Genomic DNA, 26224 nt, shown 5'->3' with positions numbered 1-26224 from the left:
CCATGAGCGTAGAAGTATTGATGAACGTGACGCCCACCGAGAGTCGTGTGGTGTTGGTTGAAAACGGTATTTTACAAGAAGTGCATATTGAACGGCAGGTCAAACGTGGTCTCGTCGGCAATATCTACATGGGTAAAGTGTCTCGTGTGTTGCCTGGTATGCAAGCCGCTTTTGTCGATATCGGCTTGGATAAAGCGGCGTTTCTGCATGCATCAGATATCGTGACGACCCTCGATGGCGGTGAAACCATCGAGCGCGAGGAGAAATCGCAACTCAATATCACGCAGTTGGTTCATCAAGGGCAGCCTATCATGGTGCAGGTGGTTAAAGATCCACTCGGGACCAAGGGCGCCCGGTTAACAACCGATATCACCTTACCTTCGCGCTATCTTGTGTTTATGCCACAAAGTAATCACGTCGGCGTGTCGCAACGTATTGATGATGGGAATGAACGAGAGCGCCTGCGTGCCATCGCAGAGTCGCTGAGCCATGATGAAGGCAAATTTATTGTGCGTACTGCGGGTGAAGGCGTTGATGAAAGCGCATTGACCAGTGACGCGGAGTTCTTAACACGGCTGTGGTCACAAATTAAAAAGCGCAAGAAGTCGCAACGTCGAATCGGTATTTTGTACGAAGATTTGAACCTCTGTTGTCGCGTATTGCGGGACTTTGTCGGCGAGGCGATCGAACGTATTCGTGTGGACTCGCGCACAACCCTAGATCAGCTTAAGCTGTTTACCAAAGACTTTATTCCAGAGCTTACGCAAGTTTTAGAGTACTACCGCGGCGACCGACCGATTTTTGATTTATTTGATATCGAGAACGAGATACAGCGGGCGCTCGATCGACGTGTCGATCTTAAGTCGGGTGGCTCGTTGATTATTGACCAAACCGAAGCAATGACCACCATCGATATCAATACGGGTGCATTTGTGGGTCACCGTAACCTCGAAGAGACAATATTTAATACTAATATTGAGGCAACCCAAGCGATCGCCCGACAGCTGCGCTTGCGTAACTTGGGCGGTATCATCATTATTGATTTTATCGACATGCAAGATGAAGAGCATAAACGCCGTGTTTTACATAGTCTTGAGCAAGCCTTGAACAAAGATCGGGCAAAAACATCGATCAATGGCTTTACTACCTTAGGTTTAGTCGAAATGACGCGTAAACGCACGCGTGAAAGTCTTGAACATGTGTTGTGTGGTGAGTGCCCAGTGTGTCGTGGGCGCGGCTCAATGAAGACTGTCGAGACAGTGTGTTACGAAATCATGCGTGAGATCGTGCGGGTGCATAAGGCGTATGAGGCTGATAAGTTTGTCGTGTATGCCTCGGCGCCTGTCAGCGAAGCGCTGCTGAACGAAGAATCTCATGCTCTGGCTGAACTTGAGCTGTTTGTTTCGCGTCAAATAACAATACAAACCGAGCCGCTCTATAACCAAGAGCAATTTGATGTGGTGATGATGTAGTGACTCTAAAACGTGCGGTAAGCTGGACTTTCCACAAGCTGATCTGGTTATCGGCCATCCTTTTGGTAATGGCTGCCGTACTGTTGAGTCTTTTACGCTATGGTCTACCGTACTTCCCCGATCTCACCAATCCGCTGGAGCGCCAAGTTAGTGCGAGCTTAGGCCAGCAGGTGAACATTAATCAGTTGGCACTGTCTTGGCGTCAACAAGGTCCCGCGATCGAGTTGTCAAACTTTAAACTCGGTGATGAAGCGACCGACGCATTGAGCGTTGATGTTGATCGTTTATGGGTGGTTATTGATTTTTGGGAATCGATAACCGAGCGACAATGGGTATTGCAGCAGTTTATTTTAGAACAAGCCGACATTCGGCTCGATTTACGACGTATGGGGCAAGACGGTAACCGCAGTGTCGAATTCGACCAAGTAGAGCAGCTATTTCTGAGCCAACTCGAAAGCTTTTCTTTTCAGCAAAGTACGTTGCAAGTAACGAGTCTAAAAGGTAACGCACGAACCTTCGACATTGAGCGCCTGACCTGGAGTAATCGAGGCAGAAGTCACCAAGGTGTGGGTCAGTTTAGAGTGAAGAACTTTACTCCCAATCGTCTCAACTTTGTTCTGCAGCTCGAGGGACGACGCTGGCGCGACATGGTCGGTCAGTTTTACCTAGACTCACGGGGTATCGATGTCAGCCCTTGGCTTGAAAAGCAGATACCTGGCGTTGATATCACGGATTCTAACGTGAACTTTACCGCGTGGTTGGATATCTATCAGGGACAAATTTCTGAGGCCTTGATGCGCATTTTGGATAACCGTCTCACCATGCAACGCGACAACCGCGTGGTCGATCTGCACATTCCATCGGGCGAAGTGCAAATGACGCGACAAGGGCAAGGCTGGTTGGTGAATAGCGCGCCGATGACCGTCGAAGTGGATAACAATACCCTCGAATGGCCCGCTATGCGGGTGCAAAATGTAGCGGATACCTTGCGTGCCAGTGTAGAAGGTGTGCCGATTAGCAAGCTGATACCGGTGCTACAGTTGTTAAATGACAAGGGAGCGCTCTATCAACAGTTACAGTCGGCCGCGCTCAGTGCTGATGCCAATGTATATCTGCAAGACAGCGAACCCTATCCATGGCATTGGCGGGCTGAGTTATTGAATGTCAGTGCTTCGGGCGATGACAAAATACCCGCCTTTTCACCACTTGCTATTTCGCTAGAAGGCAATGTCGATCACGCGCTGTGGACGATACAAGCACCGCAGTTGACCGTAACCAGTGACCGTCTGTCGGAGCAGCGTGCTTGGCAAATGCAGGACCTTCAGCTACAAGGCGAGATAAAGACAGCCAAGAACGGCGTGCAGGTGCGTTGGCACGACAGCCATGTATCGTTGAACGATATTCAACTGAATGGCCGCGGTGTGTGGCGTTCAGAAACGACAGCTGAACCGACGTTTGAGCTCGCTGTGACCAGTCTGCAACCCTTCGCTGTCGAGTCTCTGAGAGCCGCTTTACCTGATGCGATGGGTAAAGATTTAAAGCGTTACTTGTCTAATGCCTTGAGTGGCGGGACAGTGAAACATTTGACCTTAGCTTGGCGAGGCCAGGAGCTGACGCTACCCAGTACATTCGATCAGGGCGTATTTAGTGCGGGTGTGGAGTTCGACACGCTGACCTATAAATTTCAATCGAATTGGCCTGCTATCCAAGAGCTGCCGCTGACATTAGACTTTTATCAACACGGGCTGTCGATGTTTGCTACGCAAGGTCGGATTAACGGCGTCACCATTGAGCAAGTAGAGGCGCGGATACCTGATTTACTCGACGCCGGGCGTGGTTTACAGGTGATGTCACAGGTGGCGGGGCCGGCACAGTCGGTGAGGTCGGTATTTCAGCAATCACCGCTGACGTCGGTGGCTGAAGTGTTCAATCAGGTCATGCCAGAGAATCGCATCAGTGGTGCATTTAATTTAGATATCCCATTTGATGGTTCGCGTGAAGTTGGCGTTGATGTACAGGCGGACTTATCGAATAACCGCATATATATTGATGCCATTGACCAATGGTTTGACGTCCGCTCAGGCCAGTTGCTTATCGATGATCAACAGGTCACCACTAACGATTTAGTGCTTGCCTGGTTTGGTCGTCCGTTCGCCAGCAAAGTCGTGGGTACACCTCAAGATGACGGGTATCAGCTCACCATAGAAAATGAGTTAGATTGGCAGTTAGAGCCGTTGTTCAAGGCCTTGCCGAAGCAAGGCTGGTCACGCTATTTCTACGGCGCCGTGAATGGTATCGTCGATATCGATCTCAATATTGCTGAGCAAGTGAAAGTCACAGCTGACGCTCAGTTGGACCTTACTGGTTTGGAATCACGCTTGCCGCAGCCGTTGAACAAGGAGTTCGGCGAAAACTGGCAATTGGATGTCAGCCTAAAAGGGAACGGCAGTGATCTTTCCTTGGATGTCCGCTCAGGTGAACGTTTACGTTGGCGCAGCGCATGGCAACCGGGCGTCCCACAGTGGCAGTATGCCAGCCTCGCAATCGGCGAGCCGGACGCGTTGCCTGAGATGAATACTCAAGCGACATTTGATATTCGCGCCTATTTACCTGAGCTGGCAATCGGGCAATGGTACGATTTGTTGTACTTTATTAGTGACTCCTTTGCTGATGAGGGGCGCGACGATAGTGAAGGCGACCAATCGTTAAGCGCATGGTACTTACCAGACTCCATTCGTATTAAAACCGATCAACTGTCGTGGGGACAGCAAAGTTTCAGTAATGCGGATATCGATATTTTTCCAGAGCAGCAAGTATGGCAGGCGCGCGTGTTAGCGGACCAACTGTCGGTGCGGGCCGAGTTACCTGAAGACTTTCTTGCCGAGCCTATAAAAGTCAGCGCTGATTTCGCACAGCTGAATACCGATAACCTTCAGCAAGAGACGACAAGCGATATAAAAGAAACAGATTACGACTGGGTGAGTCGTGTACCGCCGCTCGATATTACCTGTAACGTTTGCCGACTCGATAATCATCATTTGGGTCGTGTTAGCGCTAAATTAGTGCCAATTGACGGTGGTATCGCGGTGAATCAGTTAAAAGTGGCTAACGAAACCGAACAGGTCGATGCGTCGGGCTTTTGGATGGTTAGTGACGGTCAACCTTTTACTCAACTGAGTGGCGAACTCGCCACCAGTGATATTGGTGAGCTGCTGCGTGAGTATGGTATGGAAACAGCGATCCGCGACAGTTCGGCCACGATTGCCTTTGGTGTGCGTTGGAATGACCATCCCCACCGTGTCGATTTTGATACGTTGTCAGGCGCCTTGCAGTGGGACTTTGGCCAAGGTTATTTAGCCGAGGTCAGTGATGGTGGGGCACGTATATTTTCTTTGCTCAGTTTAGATGGGATCCTGCGCAAACTGACGTTAGACTTTCGTGATGTCTTTTCGCAAGGGATGTTCTACACCGACCTCAATGGCAGTGTGCAAATTGCCCAAGGCGTGCTGACGACAAACGATACCCAGCTATTTGGTTCGGCGGGCGATATGGCAATCCGAGGCACAACGGATCTAGAAACGCAGTCGTTGGACTATGAACTCACATACGCACCGAAAGTGACCTCGAGCCTACCGGTAATATTGGCATGGATGGTTAACCCGCCTAGTGGGCTTGCAGCGCTTCTAATTGACAAAGTATTACAAGACGCCAAAGTCATTTCATTGTTGCGCTACCGTGTCACTGGTACGATAGATAATCCTGTTGTCGAAGAAGTCGAGCGCGACAGCCGTCCCGTTGATATTCCAGAGCTGGAAAAAGATAAGGAGGCGAACAGTGACGCAACCTCTACTCAGCGCAGTTCAACTCAGTAGTTTTAAAACGCCCACTGAAAACCTAGCACTACTCGAGCGTTTGCTTAAACAGTTACCCGAACAGCGTCCGCAACTGGTCGTTGTACCTGAAGCGTTTAGCTGCTTTGGCGCGGGCGATAAAGCGCAACTCGAAATGGCTGAGCCAATGGGCGAAGGGCCTGTACAACAGCGTTTATCAGAGCTCGCTAAACAACACCAAGTATATCTCGTAGGTGGCACGATTCCACTGCAGGCGGGTGAGCGTTTTGCAGCGGCGAGCTTGTGCTATGGGCCTGATGGTCAATGTCTAGCACGCTACGATAAAATACACTTATTTGATGTCGATGTTCCCGACAACACGCGCCAATACCGAGAGTCGAAGTGGACACGTCCGGGGGGCTCGATTGTTACTATCGATCTGGGCTTCGCTGTGGTCGGCATGGCGGTGTGTTATGATTTACGCTTCCCGGAGTTATTTAAGGCGCTACGCGCTAAGGGAGCGGACATTATTTTGTTGCCCTCGGCATTTACCGAGGTAACCGGCGCTGCTCACTGGCATCCCCTGGTACGCGCGCGTGCGATCGAGCAGCAAGTGTATATGCTTGCACCGAACCAGTATGGTGAAGCTGCTAACGGACGTCGAACCTATGGTCATTCAATGATCGTTGACCCGTGGGGTGAAGTGGTAGCCGAACAAGCCGATGGCGAAGGCATTGTCAGTGCTTATTTTGATAAAGAAAAATTAGCGCATATTCGCGCACAAATGCCCGTCGCGGAGCAAACTCGCCTGACGGTGAGTGCTAATGTAAATGAGGATGTATGAGCGATAAATTGAGTTGGATTAATGAACTACCTGTAACTGAGTCGGATCTTGCACGTGCACTCGGCACGCTGTACAACGGCGATATCGATTTTGCTGATATTTATTTTCAAGGCAGTGTCAACGAGTCGTGGGTTCTCGAAGACGGCATTATTAAAGACGGTGCGTACCATAACGAAACCGGTATGGGCGTGCGCGCGATCCAAGGTGAAAAAACAGGTTTCGCTTACGCCGATGAAATTACCCAACATGCGCTAACACAAACCTGTAATGCAGCACGCGGCATCGTTCGTCAAGGTCAGAGTAAGCAGGTTAAAGCCTGGAGTAAGCAATCGGTTCCCGCACAATATGCAGCAAAAAACCCATTGCAGTCACTTGAAGAAGCCGAAAAAATCGCCTTGTTAAAGCAGGTCGATGCGCACGCTCGTGCACAAGATAGTCGCGTATCTCAGGTGGTCGTGAGTTTGTCTGGAAGCTATGACGATGTACTGGTCGCAGCAACTGATGGCACATTGGCCGAAGACCACCGCCCGCTAGTCCGATTGAATTGCTCGGTCATCGTCGAGCAAGATGGGCGACGTGAGCGAGGCTCGGCAGGCGGTGGTGCACGGGTAAGCTATGAGTATTTCTTTAAAGATGAAGAGGGTAAACCTCGCTGGCAGGGCTTTGCTGAAGAGGCGGTACGACAGGCCTTGGTAAACCTTGAAGCAATCGCCGCACCGGCAGGCACTATGCCCGTCGTGTTGGGTGCCGGTTGGCCGGGTGTATTGTTGCACGAAGCCGTGGGTCATGGTCTTGAGGGCGACTTTAACCGAAAAGGCTCGTCAGCTTATGCGGGCAAAATCGGTGAGAAGGTTGCGTCAGAGCTTTGTACCATCGTCGATGACGGAACGTTAGCAGACCGTCGTGGCTCTTTGAGTATCGATGACGAGGGTACCCCGGCCGGTCGCAACGTATTGATTGAGAACGGCATTCTTAAAGGCTACATGCAAGATAAAATGAATGCGCGCTTGATGGGTCATGGGGTGACAGGTAATGGGCGCCGTGAGAGCTATGCGCATTTGCCGATGCCGCGTATGACGAATACATACATGTTGGCGGGTGAACATCAACCCGACGAGATTATCGCCTCGGTAAAACGGGGAATCTATGCGCCGCACTTTGCCGGTGGACAGGTGGATATTACCTCAGGTCAGTTCGTATTTTCGGCGTCCGAGGCCTATCTCATTGAAGATGGCAAAATCACGCAACCAATAAAAGGCGCAACCTTAATTGGAAATGGGCCAGAAGCCATGAGCAAAGTCTCAATGGTTGGTAATGATTTAGCCCTTGATCAGGGTGTGGGCGTGTGCGGTAAGGATGGTCAGAGCGTACCGGTTGGCGTAGGACAGCCAACGCTTAAACTGGATGCGATGACAGTCGGTGGGACAGACTGAGGCTCAAGCCTCAGTCATTAATCCACGTAAATAAACAAACAACTGACGTGCGGCGGTTGGCGGCTTATTTTCTTCCGCTTGCTTGGATGCTTGTCTAAGCCACTGACGAACCCGTTGAATATCGGCGTCAGGGTAACGATTAAAAAAGTCTGTTAGAGCCTCTTCGCTACCCGAGAGCAATAGGTCGCGTTGTTGCTCTACAGCATGAAATTTATTCACGGTTTGTTGATGAAACGAGTTAAGGCGTTCCATGGCCTGTTCGATAGGCGCTACATCGCGTTGACGCATTAATTTACCAATGAACTGTAGCTGACGGCGGTAGCCTTCATGCTTGTTTTTAATTTTACGAGCGAGTAAGACGGCATCACGCAACTCATCGTCCATTGGAATGCTATTGAGTTGTGTGTCTGTTAAGTCAACGAGCTCAGTGCCCAATTTTTGTAGGGCTTCAACTTGGCGTTTGCGTTCACTTTTGCTGGGGGCATCTTCAAATTCGATCTCATCGGGAGATGTCGAGTGGGTAGGTTTACGAGCCATAATCCATTCAATTTTATTTGCTAATAATAGCGAGCAGTTTACCAGTTTTACGCAAGACGCGTTAATCATTTAGAGGAGTGTACATTGAAACCTCAACTTAGCGAGTTACAACAACAACTTGATGATGTTGAATTAGCGGTCCAATATGCTTTGGAGTTAGCGGCTAAAGAGGGGACTTCGGCAGCCGAGTGCTCAATAAGCAAAAGCGCCGGTATTTCAGTCGGCACTCGTATGGGCGAGGTCGAGACCGTTGAGTTTAATCAAGATGGTGCGTTAGGTATTAGTGTATACCGCGATCATCAAAAAGGCTCTGCATCGACGACGGATCTCTCACGCGAGGCGATCGCTGCGGCGGTTAAAAAAGCAGCTGAAATTGCCCGTTATACATCCGCCGATCCGTTTAACGGATTAGCGCCCAAAGAGCTCATGACTAAAGACTACCCTGAGCTGGATTTGTGCCACCCGGGCGACCAAAGCGCGGAGTACGCGATTGAGCAAGCCTTGGCGTGTGAACGCCATGGCTTGGACTTAGACAAACGCATTATCAACTCGGATGGTGCGCATTACGGCTCACATACGGGGTTTCGCGTATACGGCAACAGTCATGGCTTCTTAGGCGGCTACCTCCAGTCACGCCACAACCTCAGTTGTGTGCTGATTGCTAAAGAGGGTGAGCGCATGCAGCGTGATATGAGCTATTCGGTTGCACGCCGCACACAAGACTTAGCCGCGCCAGAAAAAGTGGCTGAGGAAGCTGCCCAAGAAACGTTATCCCGTTTAGGGGGGCGTAAGATCGATACCGCTAAAGTGCCGGTAATTTTTCGCGCCGACGTTGCAGGTAGTTTATTCGGCCACTTCGTGAGCGCGATCAGTGGTGGAAACCTCTATCGTAAGTCCAGCTTCTTACTTGATGCACTCGGACAGCAGGTATTGCCTTCGTGGCTTAACATTAAGGAATGTCCGCATATTGTGGGTGGCCTGGCGAGTAGTCCGTTTGACCATGAAGGGTTAGCTACCGTTGATCGCGATATCGTACAAGCGGGTGAGTTACAGACTTATCTGCTGACCAGTTATGCGGCGCGTAAAATGGATATGCAGCCAACCGGTCATGCTGGAGGAATCCATAACTGGCGTCTTACCCATGGTGATAAGAGCCTAGCGGATTTGTGCAAGCAAATGGGCACAGGGTTATTAGTTACTGAGCTGATGGGGCAGGGTGTTAACCTTGTCAATGGTGACTACTCACGCGGTGCCGCCGGCTTCTGGGTTGAGCATGGCGAGATTCAGTATCCCGTTGAGGAGGTGACCATTGCCGGTAACCTAAAAGATATGCTGGCGAACATCGTCGCTATTGGTAACGATGTCGACCAACGTCACGCGTTACATACTGGCTCGGTTTTACTCGAAGAAATGCGGATTGCAGGGCAGTAGGCTAATCGACGACATTGCTGCTTAAGAAAGCAGCAATGTCGCAGTACCTAAGAATGCGAAAATACCGACCACGTCGGTGACCGTAGTCAAAATCACGCCGCCTGCCAGTGCAGGATCAATGTCAAAGCGCTTCAGTATCATTGGTACGGTGACCCCTGCCAACGAAGCGGCAAGTAAGTTCATCATCATGGCAAAGGCGATGATTCCGCCGACTAACCAGCTTTGCATCCACAGCGCCACCACGGCGGCAATCAATACTGACCAAATCACACCGTTGAGCGCACCAATCGCGAGCTCCTTACCGATTAGCCAACGCGAGTTACTGCTACCGATATGACCGAGTGCCATACCACGAATAACCAAGGTAAGCGTCTGGCTACCGGCGATACCGCCCATACTGGGTACGATGGTATTCAATATTGCGAGCACCGCCATTTGTGCCAGTACATCTTCGAACAGCGAGCTGACCATTGCCGCGAGCAATGCAGTGACGAGGTTAATGGCAAGCCACACGGTACGGCGGCGTGTACTCTTTAATACCGGTGCGAAGGTATCTTCATCATCTTCTAAACCGGCCATGCTTAACATCGAGTGTTGTGCGTCTTCACGGATGATATCGACCACATCATCGATGGTGATACGACCGACTAACTGTTGATCGGCGTCGACCACGGGCGCCGACACCCAGTCATGGCGCTCAAATAATTTCGCGACTTCGGTTTCGTCCATATCGACTGGAATACTGACGATATCCGGTGACATAATGTCGCTGACAACTTTGGATGGATCGACGGTGACTAAACGTGATAACGCAATTTCGCCAATCAGTTTGTCGTTACGATCCGCCACGTACAGTTTATCCGTTGCCTCTGGCAGCTCACCTTTTAAACGCAGGTAGCGCAATACAACATCAACGGTCACATCGGCACGTACGGTGATGGTATCCGTGTTCATGATACCGCCGGCGGAATCCTCGTCATAAGACAAAGCTGTTTCTGCGCGCTCTCGGTCGCGCTCATCCATCGACTTAAGTACTTCTTGATAAACCTGATCGGGCAGACCACGAAGAACGTAGGCGAGGTCATCCGTGTCCATACCTTCAGTCGCAGCGGCGAGTTTCTCCGGCGCCATTTGACGAATGATGGACTTTTGAACTTCTTCAGAGAGCTCTTCTAGGATATCACCGTGTTCATCGGCATCGACGAGCTTCCAGACAATAGCACGACTTTTGGGCGGTGATGACTCAAGCAGCAGCGCAATATCACAGGCGGGCATATTATGCAGCATGCGTCGTGCAGCCACATACATACCGTCCGACAGGGCAGTATTAACCTCTTGAATACGCTGCATTGCGTATTCTTTATCGGACAGCTCAGCCATCATAGTTATTCCGCTTCCTCAAATTTATCTTCGAACAATGTCGTAATAGCGTCGAGTGCCGCCTCGGCGTCGTCACCTTCGGCACAGACCTGGACTTCACGCCCTTGTTGACTTGCTAACAGCATTAAACACATGACACTACCAGCATCGACTTCTTGACCATCTTGGCTTACGGTAATTCTAGCCGAGAATTCTTGTGTGAGTCGTGCTAATTTTGTTGCTGCGCGTGCGTGGAGACCTAGTTTATTGCGAATGATCAGAGATTTACAGACTTTTTGCGTCATTTTGACAATTCCCGATGGCGAACTTGAACGTTGGTTTCATCCGTTCGGAACTGATCCGCGAGCGCCTCAGCCAAATATACTGAACGGTGCTGACCGCCTGTACAACCGACCGCGATGGTCAGATAGCTGCGGTTGCTTCGCTGAAAGTAGGGTAACCAGGTTGCTAGGAAGTTCTCGACCTGCAATAAGTATTTGGTAACCAAACCTTCCTTACGGAAAAACTGCTTAACGTCTTCATCTTGACCTGTCAGTAACTTAAGTTCTGGATTCCAGTGCGGATTGGGTAAAATTCGCGCATCAAAGACGAAATCGGCATCCTTCGGTACCCCATGTTTAAAGCCAAACGACTGAAAAACAATCACTACGTGTTTTGACGCCTTACCTAAAACTCGAGCACTGACCTCCTCACTCAGTTGATGCAGTGAGAGATTACTACTATCAATACGCCACGTGGCCCGTTCAGCGATCGGATCGAGGAGTCGGTTCTCGAGTTGCAATGCTTCTACCAACGGCAGTTGCTTTTGTGAAAGCGGATGTAGACGACGGGTTTCACCAAAACGTTGCAACAGCGTTTGGTCGTCTGCATCGATAAACAGCACTTCGATTTCAACTTCTTCGGGCAAAAAGTCTATTGACTCCACTAGTTCGTGAGGGTCTTGCGGTAAGTTGCGAACATCAATACTGATAGCGACGCGATCGTATTGTTTTATGACAGAATGCACCAGCGTGGATAGCAATGCGATGGGGAGGTTATCGACACAGTAAAAACCAAGATCTTCGAGTACTCTAAGGGCAATCGTCTTGCCCGATCCCGAGCGTCCACTGACGATAATTAGTTGCATTCGGGTGCCTGATCTTCGCTGACAAACATCGTATAGAGCTCTTGGTCACTGTGAGCATCGCGCAACGAACGTGTGCATTCTTTATTATTCATGCGTTTGGCAACCGTTGCGAGAGTGTTCAAGTGATTTTCATGCTCCGATTCGGGAACAAGCAAAGCAAATACGATATCCACGGGTTGATTGTCTATCGCGTCAAACTCAATGGGTTGCTCGAGTGTCATAAGTACCGCGACAGGCTGTGTGGCATTCGCCAAACGACCGTGTGGAATAGCAATACCTAAACCGATGCCGGTACTACCTAAGCGCTCGCGATTAATCAAACTCTCAAAAATGTCGTGCTTTGTGATACCGACGAGTTTGGGGGCCGCGATGGCACTGATAGTTTCTAACAGGCGTTTTTTGCTTGCACCCTCGACTGCACACTTGGTGCAGTCGGGGCTCAAAAGATCAGACAATTGCATGATTTAGTGTTTTTTCAACTTTTCTTTGTGTTTAATCACTTGGCGGTCGAGTTTATTAATGAGCCCATCGATCGCCGCGTACATATCGTCGTGTTCCGCATCGGCGAAAATTTCTCCGCCATTGACGTGAAGCGTAGCTTCCGCTTTTTGAACCGTTTTTTCAACATTTAGGATGACGTGAACGTTGTTTATGTGGTCAAAGTGGCGCTCTAGTTTGGCAAATTTTGTATCCACGTAATCACGCAACGCGTCAGTAATATCAATGTGGTGACCTGTTAAGTTGATTTGCATAACGTCTTCCTTCTACGGTTGAACAATATTAAAGCAGACTCTTCCTTTGGCTTGAAGAGGGAATGTTGAGCGATTCACGGTATTTCGCAATCGTTCTTCTTGCTACTTGGATTCCCTGATCTGCGATGAGTTCAGCAATTTTGTTATCACTTAATGGCTTAGCGCGGTTTTCTGCCGCCACAAGTTTCTTGATTAGGGCTCTAATTGCGGTACTCGAACACTCACCTCCTGTTTCTGTACTGACATGACTGGAGAAGAAATACTTAAGCTCGAAGATGCCGCGCGGGCAATGAAGATACTTTTGAGTTGTTACACGAGAAATCGTACTTTCGTGCATATCAACGGCTTCCGCGACATCATTGAGAACCATCGGCTTCATCGCCTCCTCACCATGCTCAAAAAAGCCTTGCTGACGTTGAACAATACAATGCGCGACTTTGAGTAACGTTTCGTTTCTGCTCTCTAAACTCTTAATAAACCAACGCGCTTCTTGCGTGTGTTGTTTTATATACTGCGAGTCGGAGCTCGATTTCGCATCGCGACTCATGGCCGCATATTGTTCGTTCACTCTTAATTTAGGTACGCTATCAGGATTTAATTCGACCACCCATCGACCGTTTTTTTTCACTACGGATATATCCGGTACGACGTACTCAACGGGTTTTTGGTCGATAGCATCACCCGGGTACGGATTTAAGGTTTGAATCAGCCGAAGCGTATCTTTTAATTCGGCTTCGTCGATTTTAAGCTTACGCTGCAAACCCTTGTAATCACGTGCTCCCATTAACTCCATGTAATCATTTATTAGGGTTAATGCAAGCTTTTTGCATGGGGTTTTTTCACATAATTGTTTTAGTTGAATGCTCAAACATTCTTGAATGGAGCGTGCGCCAACGCCAAGTGGATCAAAATGCTGGATCCGTTTAAGCACCATCGCAACTTCTTCGACACCCACCTCGGGTAACTCAATGGCTTCGACAAGCTCATCAAGTTCGGCGGTGAGATACCCGCGTTCGTCGATCGATTCGATGATTGCGGTCGCGATGGCTGCATCTTCTTCCGAGAAGTGCGACATGTGCATCTGCCATAACAAATGGTCATGCAGGGAATCGCTGGTTTCCCCCTGATAGACGTCGAGTTCGCCATCAAAGGATTGGCTATTGCTAACCGAATTAGAGGGTGTAGTAGAGGTGTATGTATCATCCCAGGTGCTATCAAGGGGTAAGTCATCGGGTAACGACTGATCCGCTAACGCATCGACGGTTTCTTTCTGACTATCATCCTTTTGTGTCCGCTCAGATTCTGCGTCCGAGTCTGATTCTCCCTCTCCGTCGCTCTCCACCTCAAGCAAAGGGTTATTGTCCAAGGCTTCTTGAATTTCGGCTTGTAAATCGAGTGATGAGAGTTGCAACAGCCGAATGGCTTGTTGTAGTTGTGGGGTCATCGTTAATTGCTGACCCATTTTTAGTTGCAAGCTTTGTTTCATCTGATTATCCCGGCCTCACTTGTGCTGTGTTACAAGGTGAACTGCTCACCGAGGTAGACATCTTTAACTTGTTGATTTGACAATACGCTATTCGCGTCACCACTGGCAATCAGCTCACCGTGACTGACAATATAAGCATGTTCGCATACTGATAATGTCTCGCGCACATTGTGGTCAGTAATCAACACACCGATGCCTCGATGCTTAAGATGTTCAATAATTTTTTTGATGTCGAGTACCGAAATGGGATCAACCCCCGCAAACGGCTCATCGAGCAAGATAAACGTTGGATCGGCGGCGAGTGCGCGAGCAATCTCCACCCGACGACGTTCACCCCCCGATAGGCTCATACCTAAACTGTTGACGATATGCCCGATATTAAATTCTTCAAGCAGCGAATCGAGTTTTTCTTCACGCTCAATAGCGGTTAACGAAGGGCGCGTTTCGAGAATCGCCATCAAGTTATCGCGCACAGTCATTTTGCGAAAAATAGATGACTCCTGCGGCAAATAACCAATTCCGCGACGCGCGCGCTCGTGCATCGGTAACAACGTTAAATCCTGATCATCTAGCTTAATACTGCCTTTATCAGAATTCACTAAGCCAACGATCATATAAAACGTGGTGGTTTTACCCGCCCCATTGGGTCCGAGCAAACCAATAATTTGTCCTTGGCTTACCTCTAAGCTCACATCTTTAACGACTTGGCGTCGGTTATAAGATTTAGCGAGATGCTGAACGGATAATTTAGCCATGCATTATTGCTCTTGTTGCTGTTGGTTGTCTTCTGGCTGTTCTTGTTCAGGCTGCTTATTCGGATTAAAAATAGTGGTAACCCGTTCTCCTGATTCTTCTGACCCGCGCGCAGAGACATGTTGGTTTGCCAAGTCATACACGATGGTATCGCCGCGCGATAGACTGCTGCCCTGGGTTATTTGCGCATTGCCCTTTAATTCAATCCGCCCTTGGCTTTGAAAATAGGTGATTTGATCGGCTTGTGCGCTGATTTCTGAACCATCATCTAGCAGTTGCGTGTAGATAGCGGGACGACCATGGGCGATAAAGATATCCGCTTGGTCTTTAGCTTCGCCGCCAGATGCTTCAAGACGATCCGCTTCGATACGCAGTGAACCTTGCGTCACAATAACATTATCAGTCAGCAATAACTGGTTGTTCTTAATATCAAAATGTTCATGTCCTGCATTAACTTCGATGGGCTTTTTAAAGTCAGCCTCACCTTGCGCCATAGCCACTTGGCTCATAGCTGTCAGGCTAGCGAGGATTAAAAACCGTTTTAACATGACGTTTTAGCTCCATAGTTTCTGCGTATAGGTCGGCGCTCAGTCCATGACCTTGTACGGCAATTTGGGGTCCCGAAATGGTGACAGGGTAATCAGTATTCATCGTCTCTGCCGGTATATCGATGACCAGATACTCAGTGTTTACACGTTTAATTGAAGTATCAGGCTGGAGGGCTAATATTTCAACGTTGCGCTCTAAAATTAGTGTTTGATCGTCATACAGTGTGCCTTGTTCGGCACTGACCTGCCATGTTGCTTCTCGCTCATCGGTATAAACTGAATAAACGGGATTGGTTAATTCCGTTAGACCGATTTGAATGTAATGTGACATGTGTGCCGCGGTGACTTGATGTGCTAGACGGCCGCCTGATTCGTACAAACGCGTTTTTAAACCTGAAGCAGTAAAATCAGGTGTCATTTTGCGCGACTGGACACTCGCATCGCCTTCATCGGGCGTTCCAAAGGGGCGCCATAACAAGAGAATGACCGCGCTAAATAGGACCAAAAGCAATAGTGCAACGCGGCGACTCACAGACTGACTCCCTCAGCACTCGCCAGTTCGCCACGGCTTAATAGCAATAAGTCACAAACTTCACGGACCGCACCAAAACCACCTTGGCAGCGCGTCACGTATTGTGCTGCAATTTGCACAGAAGGGTGGGCATCGTGTACCGCGATACCGAGATTAACGCGGTTAATCAAGTTTAAATCCGGTACATCGTCGCCTACATAAGCAACCTGAGAGTCATTAAGTTGAAGTGTTTCGAGTAATTGCTCGTAAACCTCAACTTTATTCGTTACACCTTGATAAATATGACTTACACCCAAGTGCTTCATACGGCGTTCAACTATCGCCGACTTACGACCAGTGATAACGGCTGCGGGATAGCCCGCATCGGTCCATGCTTTAAGACCAAAACCGTCACGCGTGTGAAAAGCTTTCAGCTCCTCACCCTGGTTGCCGAGGTAAATGCGACCATCCGAGAATACGCCGTCGACGTCTAAAACTAACAGCTGCGTTTTGGCGAACTGCTGGAACAGATCTTCGCTAATGTCGCCATACCAGGTGTTTACGGTTTTTGCGGTGCGGTTGTGAATCATTACACAACTCCTGCTTGTAACAGGTCATGCATGTTCATCGCACCATGAGGTTTACCGTCATGGTCAACGATAATCAAGCCATTGATTTTACGATCTTGCATAAGCTTAAGTGCCTGAGCTGCCAACATGTCCTCGTGAGCGGTTACACAGGTGCGCGTCATAAAGTCTGAGATTTTACTCTCATGCACATCCACTCGACTATCAAGAATACGGCGTAAATCACCGTCGGTAAAAATACCTGCCAGGCGCCCTTGTTCATCGACGATAGAAGTCATGCCTAGACCTTTGCGCGAAATCTCGAGTAAAGCATCACGAATCAACGCATGTTGTTCGACCTTTGGTACTCGGTCGCCTGTGTGCATGACATCACTAAGTCTGAGCAGCAACCTTTTACCTAGCGAGCCGCCGGGGTGCGATAAGGCAAAGTCATCAGCGGTAAAGCCGCGTGCGTTTAATAACGCAACAGCTAAGGCATCGCCCATGACCAAGCTTGCAGTGGTCGAAGCTGTTGGCGCCAACCCGAGCGGGCAAGCTTCTTGTTCAACACGAATACAGACATGGACGTCGGCGAGTGTTGCGAGCGTTGAGTCGGGATTACCTGTCATCGCGATGATGGTCACGCCGAGTCGCTTCATTACGGGTACGATATTGAGGATTTCACCGGTTTCGCCGCTGTTCGAGATAGCGATGACAATATCGCTGTCGGTCACCATTCCTAGGTCGCCATGACTCGCTTCGCCAGGATGTACAAAAAACGCAGGTGAGCCAGTTGACGCTAACGTTGCTGCAATCTTGCCACCAATATGCCCCGATTTTCCCATGCCCGTCACGATAATGCGTCCTTTACAGTCAAACATTGCCTGACAAGCACGGTTAAAGTTGTCGTCTAGAAAGGCTTTTAAGCCCTCGATGGCATCGCGCTCGATATCAATTACGTTGCGCGCGAGCGTACAAAAGTCGTGGGTGACTTGCTTCATGACTCACCTAAAAAACTGAAAACTTGCGCCTAATGATACGTCAATATGACGGTGGCTGCCTACCGTATTTATGTTTGCAGGATTGCGAATGTCACAAATTTGAATTACTATACCAACTAGACGGTTTAGTATTAAACCCATTAACAGTGGTTAAGTGAGTTGTTATGTGCGCGAAAAAATGTGCGGGTCGACCGAGTAACCGAGATGCCATCTTAGATGCGGCTGAGCAATTGGTGGCGTCGGAAGGGGCTGCGCGTCTTACTTTCGATGCATTGGGTCAAGCAACTGGTATCAGTAAAGGTGGGCTTTTATACCACTTTGCGAGCAAAGATAAACTGCTCGAAGCCATGCTTGAGCGCATGGTGGCACGTAATAGCGATTTAAAAGACGCGTTTATGGCGCAGTTTGAGGGTGATCCTAACCAGGAGCTAAAGAGTATTTTGCTGGCATCGCTCAACAGTGATGCAGAGTGCGCTCAATTAAGCTCCGGGTTGTTGGCTGCGGCGGCGAATAATCCAGAACTGCTCGCACCAATGACAGCGCACGTGCAACAAACGTTTCAATCACTTGAGCAATTCAGCCAAGATCCAATGTTAGCCAAAGTATTGTTTTTTGCTGTACACGGCGCTCGGTTATTTGAGCAACTGCAATTATGCGAGCATTGTCAGGGTGACCGGAAAGCGTTTGCAGATAAATTGCTAACGATGATTGATGATCAAAGCTGATATGTTTTGCAACATTTTTACAGTTACGTTTTAGACCAACGCCCCATAGAATGGGTATTCTGAAACAAATAGCGCGTTAGGGACAGATAAGTGGATAACTTTGTTGCTTTAAAAGATGTGCATTTTTCGCATGGCCAACGCACCATTTATGACGGCCTGTCGTTAACGGTGCCTAAAGGTAAAATCGTTGCTGTCATGGGACCAAGCGGTATCGGTAAGACAACGTTATTGCGTTTAATTGGTGGCCAGCTAAGGCCCGAGTCAGGCTCGATTAAGGTCGCCGACGCCGAAGTGACAACGATTTCGCGTAAGGCGCTGTATGAGCTGCGAAAACGCATGAGCATGTTGTTTCAAAGCGGTGCGCTATTTACCGATATGAGCGTGTTTGACAACGTCGCGTTTCCGCTGCGCGAGCACACCGATCTGACGGAAGACGTTATCCGAAGTATTGTACTAATGAAGCTCGAAGCGGTCGGTTTGCGTGGTGCTCGGGATTTGATGCCTGCCGAACTATCGGGTGGCATGGCGAGACGAGCAGCGCTCGCTCGCGCAATTGCGCTCGATCCTGATTTGATTATGTATGACGAACCATTTGCTGGACAGGATCCGATCTCAATGGGTGTCATTGTAAAATTGATTCGTTCGCTTAACGAATCACTCGGACTCACCTCCATTGTGGTATCTCATGATGTCGACGAAGTCCTCTCGATTGCTGATTATGCTTATATCATTGCTGATAAAAAGGTTGTCGCAGAAGGGACACCCGCTGAGCTTCAAGAGAATGATAAGGCGATTGTCAGGCAGTTTTTGCAAGGTGAAGCGGATGGTCCGGTTAAGTTCCATTACACCGAGGATGACTTCGCTACGGATTTGATGGGAGAAGCGCATGGATAGTTTGGCGCGCCTAGGCGCAACGGTCACCGACTCTGTCGCAGGTATTGGGCGTGCGCTCGCCATGTTGCTGGGAGCCATTATAGGTAAACCAACGCCGCGTAAATCCTGGCCGTTATTTATCCAACAAATGTATGTTGTTGGCGTGCTATCGCTGATTATTATCGTAGTTAGCGGGCTATTTATCGGCATGGTGCTCGGTTTACAGGGCTACACCATCTTAGTGGATTATGGTGCTGAGCAAAGTCTTGGGCCGATGGTTGCGCTGTCTTTACTCCGCGAGTTAGGCCCGGTAGTGACTGCATTGTTGTTTGCGGGTCGCGCTGGATCGGCGTTGACAGCAGAGATCGGTTTGATGAAGGCGACTGAGCAACTTTCGAGTCTAGAGATGATGGCGGTTGATCCACTGCGTCGTGTTATTGCACCGCGTTTCTGGGCCGGTTTCGTAAGTATGCCGTTGTTGGCATTGATTTTTTCCGCCGTTGGTATTTACGGCGGCTATCTTGTCGGTTCGGGCTGGCTGGGCGTTGATGAAGGCGCATTCTGGTCGGTGATGCAGTCAGCCGTAGACTGGCGTGACGATTTAATGAACGGGATCATCAAATCACTCGTATTTGCTTTTGTGGTGACGTGGATTGCGCTCTACAAAGGTTATCGGTGTGAACCGACTTCAGCGGGTATCAGCAAAGCGACTACATCAACTGTGGTCACTGCGTCGCTCGCTATCTTAGGACTCGATTTTATTCTTACAGCATTGATGTTTGGCGGGTAAAAACCATGGAATCACGGAAATCACATATTTTTGTTGGCTTGTTTGTTGTTGTAGGGGTTTTGGCACTGCTCTTTATTGCGCTGCGCGCAGCGAGTGGCAGCACTGTAACCGCAGGTGAAACATACACGCTGTATGCCAAGTTCGACAATATTGGCAGTCTAAAAGTGCGCTCACCGGTCAAAGTCGGTGGCGTCGTTGTTGGGCGTGTGACGAATATTTCGCTAGCAGGCGAATATTACGAGCCATTGGTCGAAATGGAAATTAGCAAAGATTACGACAAGTTCTCAGAAACGACGAGCTTATCGGTGCTGACGGCTGGCTTGTTGGGTGAACAATATCTGGGCCTCCAGCCAGGGTTCATTGATGACACGGTGGGCACCTTAGAAGACGGCGACACGATTTCGGATACTAAATCAGCACTCGTGTTGGAGCAGCTGATCGGACAGTTTTTGTTTAGCCAAGGCGAAAATTAACGGAGTGGGAGACGTATTATGAAGGTTTTAATGACGCTGGTGATGAGCGCTTTTCTTGCCGTAAGCAGCGCCTCGGCAGAAATGATTAAAGAGGAAAACCCGTACACCCTGCTGAAAAAGGTAGCGGATCAGACGTTTGAGCGTATTGGCGAGGATCGCAGTAAAATCAGCGAGGATCCAAACCATCTTAAAACCATCGTTAAAGATGAGTTAATGCCTTACGTAGACAACATCTACGCGAGTAAGAAAGTCTTAGGTCGCTATTTTAAAGATACCGATGAACAGCAACGTCAGGCATTTTACAAAGCATTTACAGATTATATTGTTGCCACCTATGCCCGTGCTTTTACACAATATGATGAGTCAAAGCACGAAGTAGAATTCTTGCAGCATCCTAAGGTCGGTCCGGATGACAAAGTGGTTGTTGTTGAAACGCGCGTGAAAGAAGCGGGTCGCCCGCCTATTCGTTTAGACTTTAAAGTGCGTTATGACAGTAATGCCAGTGTATGGAAAGCGTACGACTTGGTTGTCGAAGGCGTGAGCTTGTTGAACAGTAAACAAAGCGAAATCGCAGCGGTCATCCGTTCGCGTGGTATCGAAGGTACCATTGCTTTACTTAAAGACAAGGCAAACCAACCGATTAAGTTGGACGACAAAGTCGACGTTCCGTCTTAAGGATGCCGCATGAGTCAGGCTCAAATGAACTATCAACTCGCTGACGATGGCACGCTGTCATTGGCGGGTTCGCTAACGCGTAGCGCTATTCCCGCGCAGTGGGATTCGTTAAACCGACTGCTGAAGGATAAAGCGGTCAAGCAAGTGAATGTTGCTGACGTTAAGTTAATTGACACAGCGGGCGTTGCAGTTTTGCTCGAGGTCATCAAACATAACCGTGGCTCAGTGCCCTTGGTATGCGAAGGCGCTTCGGAACAATTGCGGCAAATCGTCACAGTGAGTGGCGTAGAGCATCTACTTTCGTTAAGCTAACGACTTTAATTCTTCAGCTAAGTTGTGTGGATATAATATGAACGCCGAACAATTGACCGCGTTATTGAAAGATGAACTAGAGATCGATGAAGCGCATGTAAAACTCGATGGCGCAAATGTGAACATTATTGCCGTGGGTGAAGTATTTGCATCGCTCAGTCGAGTGAAAAGCCAACAAATGGTTTACCAACCACTTAAGCCGTTAATCGCTGACGGTACCCTTCATGCAGTGTCGATCAAAACATACACGCCTGAAGCATGGGAACGTGATAAAAAATTAATGATGCCTTAATGTCATCAGGAGGCATCATGGATAAATTTTTAATTAAAGGCGGACGTCCGCTTCATGGCGAAGTCACCATTTCAGGTGCAAAGAATGCTGCGCTACCAATTTTGCTTGCGACTGTCTTGGGTAGCGAGCCAATCACGATTGCCAATGTACCTGTATTGCAGGATGTCAAAACATCACTCAAACTGCTCGCCAAGTTAGGTTTGGCTCACTCTGAGCTAAAGGATGGCAAAGTAACCATCGAGCCAGCTCAACGGTCGCAGCATGTTGCACCCTATGAGCTGGTGAAAACCATGCGTGCCTCGATTTTAGTCTTGGGTCCATTACTTGCCAAAGTGGGTAAAGCAGAGGTCTCGTTACCTGGTGGCTGCGCGATAGGTGCACGCCCAGTCAACCTGCATATCGAAGGTTTACGTCAAATGGGGGCACATATTGTCGTTGAGAACGGCTATATCAAGGCGTCCGTTGATGGTCGTTTAAAGGGCGCCGATATCCTGATGGATACTGTGAGTGTCACGGGCACCGAAAACCTGATGATGGCAGCGGCTTTGGCCGATGGTACGACACGTATTGAGAACGCTGCACGTGAGCCAGAAATTATTGACCTTGCCCACTTCCTTAATCACCTCGGTGCAAAAATCTCGGGTGAGGGGACGGATACGTTGACCATTGAGGGTGTTGCACGTCTCGGTGGTGGCGAGTATGCAGTTATGCCCGATCGCATCGAAACCGGTACCTTTCTGGTTGCTGGTCTTGCGTCCGGTGGTGATGTCACCTGTCGTAATACCGATCCGAGTGCGTTAGACGCGGTACTTAAAAAGCTGACCGAAGCCGGTGGCTTGGTCGAGAAAGGCAGCGATTGGATCAGAATTCGCAGCCAAGGGCGGCCCAAGCCTGTAACGATTATTACGGCGCCTCATCCCGCGTTTCCAACAGATATGCAAGCACAGTTCTGCGCGCTGAATGCGATTGCGTCCGGTAGTGGCTGGGTGCGCGAAACCATTTTTGAAAATCGTTTCATGCATATCCCCGAGTTACGCCGCATGGGCGCTCACGTCGAGCTCGAAGGCAACACCGCGATTTGTAATGGCGTGGAAACCCTGACGGGTGCCGAAGTTATGTGTACCGATTTACGTGCCTCAGCATCCTTGGTTATTGCGGGCTTAGTGGCGAAGGGCGAAACCCTCGTTGAGCGTATTTATCATATTGATCGTGGATACGAAGGAATCGAACTCAAGCTACAAGCATTGGGTGCGGACATTCAACGTATTCACTGAATTTGACGCGCGGACCCTACGGTTAATGTTGTGGTTCGCGTTTCATCACCCCGTACATACTCAATCTCAAGTTGCGTACCCGGCCTGCTCTTAACCACTCGCTCCATCCCCTCCGTTGCTGAGTAAATGGGTGACCCACCAATTTGTGTAATTAAATCGTTGACCTTTAAACCGGCTTGATCGGCCGGACTGTTGGGCTCAACTAATGTCACTAAGATGCCATTAGCCGCATTTTGTAAGTTGAAGTTAGGGTTAACCTGAATACCGATGTACCCACGCACAACTCGACCTTCCGCGATTAGCGTTTGCATGATTTCATTGACCGTGTTGTAAGGTGTTGCAAAGTAAATACCCTCAACCGTGTCACCAAATGCGGAGTTAAAGCGCGCATTGTTAATACCGATAAGCTCGCCTTTACTGTTAATCAGTGCACCACCCGATGCACCTTGATTGATGACCGCATCCATTTGAATCAGGTCGGAGTACGCTGAGCCAGTAATGCCAACACGACCTCCCGTTGCGCTGATAATACCTTGGGTGATGGTTTGACCGATATTGTAGGGGTTACCAATCGCAAACACGATGTCACCCACTTTGATCGGACGTTCTCCCATGGTAGGAATGACAGGCAGGTTATCGGCCTCGACCTTTAATACCGCGAGGTCGGTATAGGTGTCATTGCCTATGAGCTGTGCTTCATAACGGCGACCGTCTTGCAGTGCTACTTGAATCTCGTCGTAATTTTCAACCACGTGATTCGCAGTAATGATATAGCCGCGTTCGTTCATGATTACGCCAGAGCCTAAGCGCCATAAACGTGAGTTGGCTTGCGACGAGTAACGTGAGCGTTCACTCTCACCCAAGCTATAGATATTAACGACCGCCGGCGCAGCGCGGCTAATGGCTTGATTAAAGCTCGCAACTTCGTCGCTTTTGGTTAAGTTGAACTGACCTGTGGTACCGCCGTTCAGATAGGGTTGAGCAAGGAAAATAATGGCAGCAACAACCAAGCCTAAACCAACCGATTGATAAAGGAATCGAACGAGTGACTTGATGGTGCTCATAAACGTGACGGTCCAATAATTAAAAAGTGACTTCAGCTTATCACTGAAGTCACTTTGATGTAAGTTTTTGAAACGAATACGCGCGACTAAGAGGCAGGGTTGCGTAGCATCAAGTAACGTACACTATTACCGCGCTGGATGCTCAGTGCAACCACATCACCCGCGTTGTCGATAGCTTCTCGCAAATCACCTAGGGTATTGATAGGCTGACGATTAGCGCCCTTGATGATATCGTTTTTCTCAAGCCCGATACGTGCTGCAGGTGAGCCCGGTTCGACATCGGTGATAATAATACCCGCTTGTGAACCGTCAGCTTCTAACGTTGCGCCTTCTAGCGCTGGGTGTATGGATTGTGCAGACGTTTCCGTATCCTTAGAGTCAAGTATTACGTTAACTTCTTGGCGTTCACCGTCTCGAATGAGTTCAAGTTCAACTTCGGTACCCGAGCCTAGAGTGCTGACTAAGGCACCCAGTTCTTGGAAACTGGCAATTTCATCATCATTGACCGCGACAATGACATCACCCGATTGGATGCCTGCCTTGTCGGCAGCACTATCGGGAACCACTTCGGCAACAAAAGCGCCTTCAGAAACACTAATATCGAGGGCATCAGCAATATCAGAGTTGAGATCATTACCCCGTACACCCAAAACGCCACGGCGTACCTCACCGAACTCAATTAATTGCTGCACCAGATTACGCATCATATCGGAAGGGATAGCAAAACCGATACCAATATTACCGCCGTTTGGGCCGAGTATAGCGGTGTTAATACCGATTAATTTGCCATCTAAGGTCACTAATGCGCCGCCGCTGTTACCACTGTTGATCGCGGCATCGGTTTGGATAAAGTTTTCGAGCTCTTCAATACCAAGGTTGGCACGGCTGAGCGCACTGACTATCCCCGATGTCACAGTTTGACCAAGTCCAAACGGGTTACCGATGGCAACGACAAAATCGCCTACACGTAGGTCAGAGGATCGACCAATCTCAATATCGGTAAGATTCTCGGCGTCCTCGATTTGTAGCAACGCAATATCGCTTTGCTCATCACGGCCCACTAATTTAGCGTCGTATTCGCGTCCATTTTTGAGCGTGACTACAATTTCGGTGGCATCATCAATAACGTGATTATTGGTTACAACGTAGCCTTTCTCTGCATCAATGATGACACCCGAGCCTAGACCACTAAAGGGACGTTCTTGCACTCGCTCACTTGGCGCATTAGGTCCGAAGAAAAAGCGTAGCGCGTCAGGAACACGTTGGCGCACCTCTCGTTTACCCTTAACGGCAATATTAACAACCGCTGGCGTGACCTCTTCTAGCATGGGCGCGAGTGTTGGCTTTTCGTCGTCTGCACCAAAAAAGGGAATGCCTGCTTGTACAGGCTGAGAAAAGCCGCCAACGGTTAAAGCGGCGAGTGTAATACCTACAATTAGTTTCTTCATCGTGTTACGAACTCCTAGTAGTAACTTAACAACCGTGTGCAGCGATTATGACCGCTAAGTTAATAAATGAGTTCAAAACAAAAATGTTTCAAGATATTTAGTCACGTTTTGCTTGTTCGCTTTCAGTAAACAAACCGCTACGTTCATCCGTGTAGTCTTTTGGGACCTGCTCGGCTTCTTCAGTACCGTGAGTTGATCGGTAATCCTTTTTCATCGTGCTTGCAACGCGCAGTTGACGCATCGTATCTTCAGAAAAGAACGGTAAATCGCTTTGCGCATCATTCTTTTGCAGTAAGTCAGCACTGTGAGCAAGGTAGTTTTTCAACTTATCTTGTGTTTCCTCAAGCTGCTCGACGAGTGCGTTAGCGGTGGCAAAATGTTCAGCAACCTCACGCTGATAATCTGCCAATTGTTTTTGGCTTTTCTCAACTTGCTCTTCAAGATCGCTACCGCTACGTGAACCAAACCAGTAACGCGCAACAAAAAAACCAATCACAGCGCCTGCTACGACTAATAAAATGCCAATTAACCAATCCATGCCAAACTCCTAGGCTTACCCTACTCATTGCTGATTCAGGGCATCGTGATAAAATAGATGCCCTATAGGATAATCGTAACTGAGGTGAAG

Annotated in this window: 28 protein-coding genes; 13 read left to right on the top strand and 15 right to left on the bottom strand. The window is 49.0% G+C overall.

Features of this window, described 5'->3' with window-relative positions; genetic code table 11:
- The first annotated feature begins 2 nt into the window (after positions 1-2).
- Genes rng through tldD form a run of 4 tightly spaced genes read left to right on the top strand, consistent with a single transcriptional unit; the run spans position 3 to position 7579 of the window.
- A complete protein-coding gene (gene rng / locus DFP83_RS06535; protein WP_110574206.1) occupies positions 3-1472 on the top strand; it encodes a ribonuclease G in 1470 nt (489 codons plus the stop codon).
- The gene (locus tag DFP83_RS06530) at positions 1472-5344 is read left to right on the top strand and encodes a YhdP family protein (RefSeq protein WP_110574205.1); all 3873 of its coding nucleotides are present in this window, start codon (positions 1472-1474) and stop codon (positions 5342-5344) included. The genes rng and DFP83_RS06530 overlap by 1 nt, the downstream gene beginning before the upstream one ends.
- Positions 5307-6146: a carbon-nitrogen hydrolase family protein gene (locus DFP83_RS06525; RefSeq protein ID WP_110574204.1), complete on the top strand. Its 840-nt coding sequence runs from the start codon at positions 5307-5309 to the stop codon at positions 6144-6146. The genes DFP83_RS06530 and DFP83_RS06525 overlap by 38 nt, the downstream gene beginning before the upstream one ends.
- On the top strand, positions 6143-7579 hold the full coding sequence (gene tldD / locus DFP83_RS06520; RefSeq protein ID WP_110574203.1) for a metalloprotease TldD: 1437 nt from the start codon (positions 6143-6145) through the stop codon (positions 7577-7579). Before DFP83_RS06525 ends, tldD begins: the two co-directional genes overlap by 4 nt.
- A gap of 3 nt (positions 7580-7582) precedes the next feature.
- Here the strand turns inward: tldD and yjgA are convergent, their stop codons facing one another.
- On the bottom strand, positions 7583-8116 hold the full coding sequence (gene yjgA, locus DFP83_RS06515; RefSeq protein ID WP_110574252.1) for a ribosome biogenesis factor YjgA: 534 nt from the start codon (positions 8114-8116) through the stop codon (positions 7583-7585).
- 84 nt (positions 8117-8200) lie between these two features.
- Between yjgA and pmbA the strand changes: the two genes are divergently transcribed.
- Positions 8201-9547, top strand: a complete 1347-nt coding sequence (pmbA, locus tag DFP83_RS06510) for a metalloprotease PmbA (RefSeq protein WP_110574202.1) — start codon at positions 8201-8203, stop codon at positions 9545-9547.
- Between the two features lie 21 nt (positions 9548-9568).
- On the opposite strand, the gene mgtE is transcribed toward pmbA, so the two are convergent.
- From mgtE to DFP83_RS06455, 11 genes are read right to left on the bottom strand one after another with little or no spacing between them, the layout of a single operon-like run.
- Complete coding sequence (gene mgtE, locus DFP83_RS06505; RefSeq protein ID WP_110574201.1) at positions 9569-10930, bottom strand: magnesium transporter; 1362 nt, start codon at positions 10928-10930, stop codon at positions 9569-9571.
- A 2-nt stretch (positions 10931-10932) separates the two neighbouring features.
- Positions 10933-11211: an HPr family phosphocarrier protein gene (locus tag DFP83_RS06500; protein WP_110574200.1), complete on the bottom strand. Its 279-nt coding sequence runs from the start codon at positions 11209-11211 to the stop codon at positions 10933-10935.
- Positions 11208-12053 (bottom strand): RNase adapter RapZ, encoded by an 846-nt coding sequence (gene rapZ, locus DFP83_RS06495; RefSeq protein WP_110574199.1) that lies wholly within the window; start codon positions 12051-12053, stop codon positions 11208-11210. The genes DFP83_RS06500 and rapZ overlap by 4 nt, the downstream gene beginning before the upstream one ends.
- Entirely contained in the window at positions 12044-12514 is a 471-nt protein-coding gene (ptsN, locus tag DFP83_RS06490; RefSeq protein ID WP_110574198.1) for a PTS IIA-like nitrogen regulatory protein PtsN, read from the bottom strand. The genes rapZ and ptsN overlap by 10 nt, the downstream gene beginning before the upstream one ends.
- Positions 12515-12517: 3 nt before the next feature.
- A complete protein-coding gene (gene hpf / locus DFP83_RS06485) occupies positions 12518-12805 on the bottom strand; it encodes a ribosome hibernation promoting factor (RefSeq protein ID WP_071463043.1) in 288 nt (95 codons plus the stop codon).
- Positions 12806-12833: 28 nt separating this feature from the next.
- Positions 12834-14291 carry an RNA polymerase factor sigma-54 gene (locus DFP83_RS06480; protein ID WP_110574197.1) on the bottom strand — a complete coding sequence of 486 codons (1458 nt, stop codon included), beginning with the start codon at positions 14289-14291 and terminating at the stop codon, positions 12834-12836.
- Between the two features lie 29 nt (positions 14292-14320).
- Positions 14321-15046 (bottom strand): LPS export ABC transporter ATP-binding protein, encoded by a 726-nt coding sequence (lptB, locus tag DFP83_RS06475; RefSeq protein ID WP_110574196.1) that lies wholly within the window; start codon positions 15044-15046, stop codon positions 14321-14323.
- 3 nt (positions 15047-15049) lie between these two features.
- Complete coding sequence (lptA, locus tag DFP83_RS06470; RefSeq protein WP_110574195.1) at positions 15050-15592, bottom strand: lipopolysaccharide transport periplasmic protein LptA; 543 nt, start codon at positions 15590-15592, stop codon at positions 15050-15052.
- Positions 15564-16124 carry an LPS export ABC transporter periplasmic protein LptC gene (lptC, locus tag DFP83_RS06465; RefSeq protein ID WP_110574194.1) on the bottom strand — a complete coding sequence of 187 codons (561 nt, stop codon included), beginning with the start codon at positions 16122-16124 and terminating at the stop codon, positions 15564-15566. Before lptC ends, lptA begins: the two co-directional genes overlap by 29 nt.
- Positions 16121-16693, bottom strand: a complete 573-nt coding sequence (gene kdsC, locus DFP83_RS06460) for a 3-deoxy-manno-octulosonate-8-phosphatase KdsC (protein WP_110574193.1) — start codon at positions 16691-16693, stop codon at positions 16121-16123. The genes lptC and kdsC overlap by 4 nt, the downstream gene beginning before the upstream one ends.
- Positions 16693-17670, bottom strand: coding sequence for a KpsF/GutQ family sugar-phosphate isomerase (locus tag DFP83_RS06455; RefSeq protein WP_110574192.1), 978 nt, complete (start codon positions 17668-17670; stop codon positions 16693-16695). Before DFP83_RS06455 ends, kdsC begins: the two co-directional genes overlap by 1 nt.
- Before the next feature lie 164 nt (positions 17671-17834).
- Here DFP83_RS06455 and DFP83_RS06450 point away from each other — a divergent pair, with 164 nt between their 5' ends.
- The 8 genes from DFP83_RS06450 (at position 17835) to murA (ending at position 23084) form a co-directional block, all read left to right on the top strand.
- A complete protein-coding gene (locus tag DFP83_RS06450; RefSeq protein ID WP_110574191.1) occupies positions 17835-18395 on the top strand; it encodes a TetR/AcrR family transcriptional regulator in 561 nt (186 codons plus the stop codon).
- Positions 18396-18485: 90 nt separating this feature from the next.
- The gene (mlaF, locus tag DFP83_RS06445; RefSeq protein ID WP_110574190.1) at positions 18486-19289 is read left to right on the top strand and encodes a phospholipid ABC transporter ATP-binding protein MlaF; all 804 of its coding nucleotides are present in this window, start codon (positions 18486-18488) and stop codon (positions 19287-19289) included.
- The gene (gene mlaE, locus DFP83_RS06440; protein WP_110574189.1) at positions 19282-20058 is read left to right on the top strand and encodes a lipid asymmetry maintenance ABC transporter permease subunit MlaE; all 777 of its coding nucleotides are present in this window, start codon (positions 19282-19284) and stop codon (positions 20056-20058) included. The genes mlaF and mlaE overlap by 8 nt, the downstream gene beginning before the upstream one ends.
- Before the next feature lie 5 nt (positions 20059-20063).
- Positions 20064-20531, top strand: a complete 468-nt coding sequence (gene mlaD / locus DFP83_RS06435) for an outer membrane lipid asymmetry maintenance protein MlaD (protein WP_110574188.1) — start codon at positions 20064-20066, stop codon at positions 20529-20531.
- An 18-nt stretch (positions 20532-20549) separates the two neighbouring features.
- Positions 20550-21206, top strand: a complete 657-nt coding sequence (locus DFP83_RS06430; RefSeq protein WP_110574187.1) for an MlaC/ttg2D family ABC transporter substrate-binding protein — start codon at positions 20550-20552, stop codon at positions 21204-21206.
- 9 nt (positions 21207-21215) lie between these two features.
- Positions 21216-21518 carry an STAS domain-containing protein gene (locus DFP83_RS06425; protein ID WP_241971601.1) on the top strand — a complete coding sequence of 101 codons (303 nt, stop codon included), beginning with the start codon at positions 21216-21218 and terminating at the stop codon, positions 21516-21518.
- Positions 21519-21555: 37 nt separating this feature from the next.
- Entirely contained in the window at positions 21556-21810 is a 255-nt protein-coding gene (locus DFP83_RS06420; RefSeq protein WP_110574186.1) for a BolA family protein, read from the top strand.
- Between the two features lie 17 nt (positions 21811-21827).
- Positions 21828-23084, top strand: coding sequence for a UDP-N-acetylglucosamine 1-carboxyvinyltransferase (murA, locus tag DFP83_RS06415; RefSeq protein ID WP_110574185.1), 1257 nt, complete (start codon positions 21828-21830; stop codon positions 23082-23084).
- On the opposite strand, the gene DFP83_RS06410 is transcribed toward murA, so the two are convergent.
- From DFP83_RS06410 to DFP83_RS06400, 3 genes are all read right to left on the bottom strand, one after another.
- Positions 23078-24148 (bottom strand): trypsin-like peptidase domain-containing protein, encoded by a 1071-nt coding sequence (locus DFP83_RS06410; protein ID WP_110574184.1) that lies wholly within the window; start codon positions 24146-24148, stop codon positions 23078-23080. The genes murA and DFP83_RS06410 overlap by 7 nt on opposite strands.
- Positions 24149-24234: 86 nt before the next feature.
- Positions 24235-25596, bottom strand: a complete 1362-nt coding sequence (locus DFP83_RS06405; RefSeq protein WP_110574183.1) for a DegQ family serine endoprotease — start codon at positions 25594-25596, stop codon at positions 24235-24237.
- A gap of 97 nt (positions 25597-25693) precedes the next feature.
- The gene (locus tag DFP83_RS06400) at positions 25694-26134 is read right to left on the bottom strand and encodes a Z-ring associated ZapG family protein (protein WP_110574182.1); all 441 of its coding nucleotides are present in this window, start codon (positions 26132-26134) and stop codon (positions 25694-25696) included.
- Positions 26135-26224: the final 90 nt, after the last annotated feature.

Origin of the sequence: Idiomarina fontislapidosi (assembly GCF_003226255.1) — a bacterium.
GTDB classification, from domain to species: domain Bacteria; phylum Pseudomonadota; class Gammaproteobacteria; order Enterobacterales; family Alteromonadaceae; genus Idiomarina; species Idiomarina fontislapidosi.
The sequence above is the reverse complement of the archived record's forward strand: the minus strand, read 5'-3'. Positions and strand labels throughout refer to the sequence as shown.

Excerpts from the sequence above, each read along its gene's own strand:
- rng (WP_110574206.1), top strand. The coding sequence starts at position 3 with ATGAGCGTAGAAGTATTGATGAACGTGACGCCCACCGAGAGTCGTGTG.
- tldD (WP_110574203.1), top strand. The coding sequence starts at position 6,143 with ATGAGCGATAAATTGAGTTGGATTAATGAACTACCTGTAACTGAGTCG.
- yjgA (WP_110574252.1), bottom strand. The coding sequence starts at position 8,116 with ATGGCTCGTAAACCTACCCACTCGACATCTCCCGATGAGATCGAATTT.
- mgtE (WP_110574201.1), bottom strand. The coding sequence starts at position 10,930 with ATGATGGCTGAGCTGTCCGATAAAGAATACGCAATGCAGCGTATTCAA.
- DFP83_RS06500 (WP_110574200.1), bottom strand. The coding sequence starts at position 11,211 with ATGACGCAAAAAGTCTGTAAATCTCTGATCATTCGCAATAAACTAGGT.
- rapZ (WP_110574199.1), bottom strand. The coding sequence starts at position 12,053 with ATGCAACTAATTATCGTCAGTGGACGCTCGGGATCGGGCAAGACGATT.
- ptsN (WP_110574198.1), bottom strand. The coding sequence starts at position 12,514 with ATGCAATTGTCTGATCTTTTGAGCCCCGACTGCACCAAGTGTGCAGTC.
- hpf (WP_071463043.1), bottom strand. The coding sequence starts at position 12,805 with ATGCAAATCAACTTAACAGGTCACCACATTGATATTACTGACGCGTTG.
- DFP83_RS06480 (WP_110574197.1), bottom strand. The coding sequence starts at position 14,291 with ATGAAACAAAGCTTGCAACTAAAAATGGGTCAGCAATTAACGATGACC.
- lptB (WP_110574196.1), bottom strand. The coding sequence starts at position 15,046 with ATGGCTAAATTATCCGTTCAGCATCTCGCTAAATCTTATAACCGACGC.
- lptA (WP_110574195.1), bottom strand. The coding sequence starts at position 15,592 with ATGTTAAAACGGTTTTTAATCCTCGCTAGCCTGACAGCTATGAGCCAA.
- kdsC (WP_110574193.1), bottom strand. The coding sequence starts at position 16,693 with ATGATTCACAACCGCACCGCAAAAACCGTAAACACCTGGTATGGCGAC.
- DFP83_RS06455 (WP_110574192.1), bottom strand. The coding sequence starts at position 17,670 with ATGAAGCAAGTCACCCACGACTTTTGTACGCTCGCGCGCAACGTAATT.
- DFP83_RS06450 (WP_110574191.1), top strand. The coding sequence starts at position 17,835 with ATGTGCGCGAAAAAATGTGCGGGTCGACCGAGTAACCGAGATGCCATC.
- mlaE (WP_110574189.1), top strand. The coding sequence starts at position 19,282 with ATGGATAGTTTGGCGCGCCTAGGCGCAACGGTCACCGACTCTGTCGCA.
- mlaD (WP_110574188.1), top strand. The coding sequence starts at position 20,064 with ATGGAATCACGGAAATCACATATTTTTGTTGGCTTGTTTGTTGTTGTA.
- DFP83_RS06430 (WP_110574187.1), top strand. The coding sequence starts at position 20,550 with ATGAAGGTTTTAATGACGCTGGTGATGAGCGCTTTTCTTGCCGTAAGC.
- DFP83_RS06425 (WP_241971601.1), top strand. The coding sequence starts at position 21,216 with ATGAGTCAGGCTCAAATGAACTATCAACTCGCTGACGATGGCACGCTG.
- DFP83_RS06420 (WP_110574186.1), top strand. The coding sequence starts at position 21,556 with ATGAACGCCGAACAATTGACCGCGTTATTGAAAGATGAACTAGAGATC.
- murA (WP_110574185.1), top strand. The coding sequence starts at position 21,828 with ATGGATAAATTTTTAATTAAAGGCGGACGTCCGCTTCATGGCGAAGTC.
- DFP83_RS06410 (WP_110574184.1), bottom strand. The coding sequence starts at position 24,148 with ATGAGCACCATCAAGTCACTCGTTCGATTCCTTTATCAATCGGTTGGT.
- DFP83_RS06405 (WP_110574183.1), bottom strand. The coding sequence starts at position 25,596 with ATGAAGAAACTAATTGTAGGTATTACACTCGCCGCTTTAACCGTTGGC.
- DFP83_RS06400 (WP_110574182.1), bottom strand. The coding sequence starts at position 26,134 with ATGGATTGGTTAATTGGCATTTTATTAGTCGTAGCAGGCGCTGTGATT.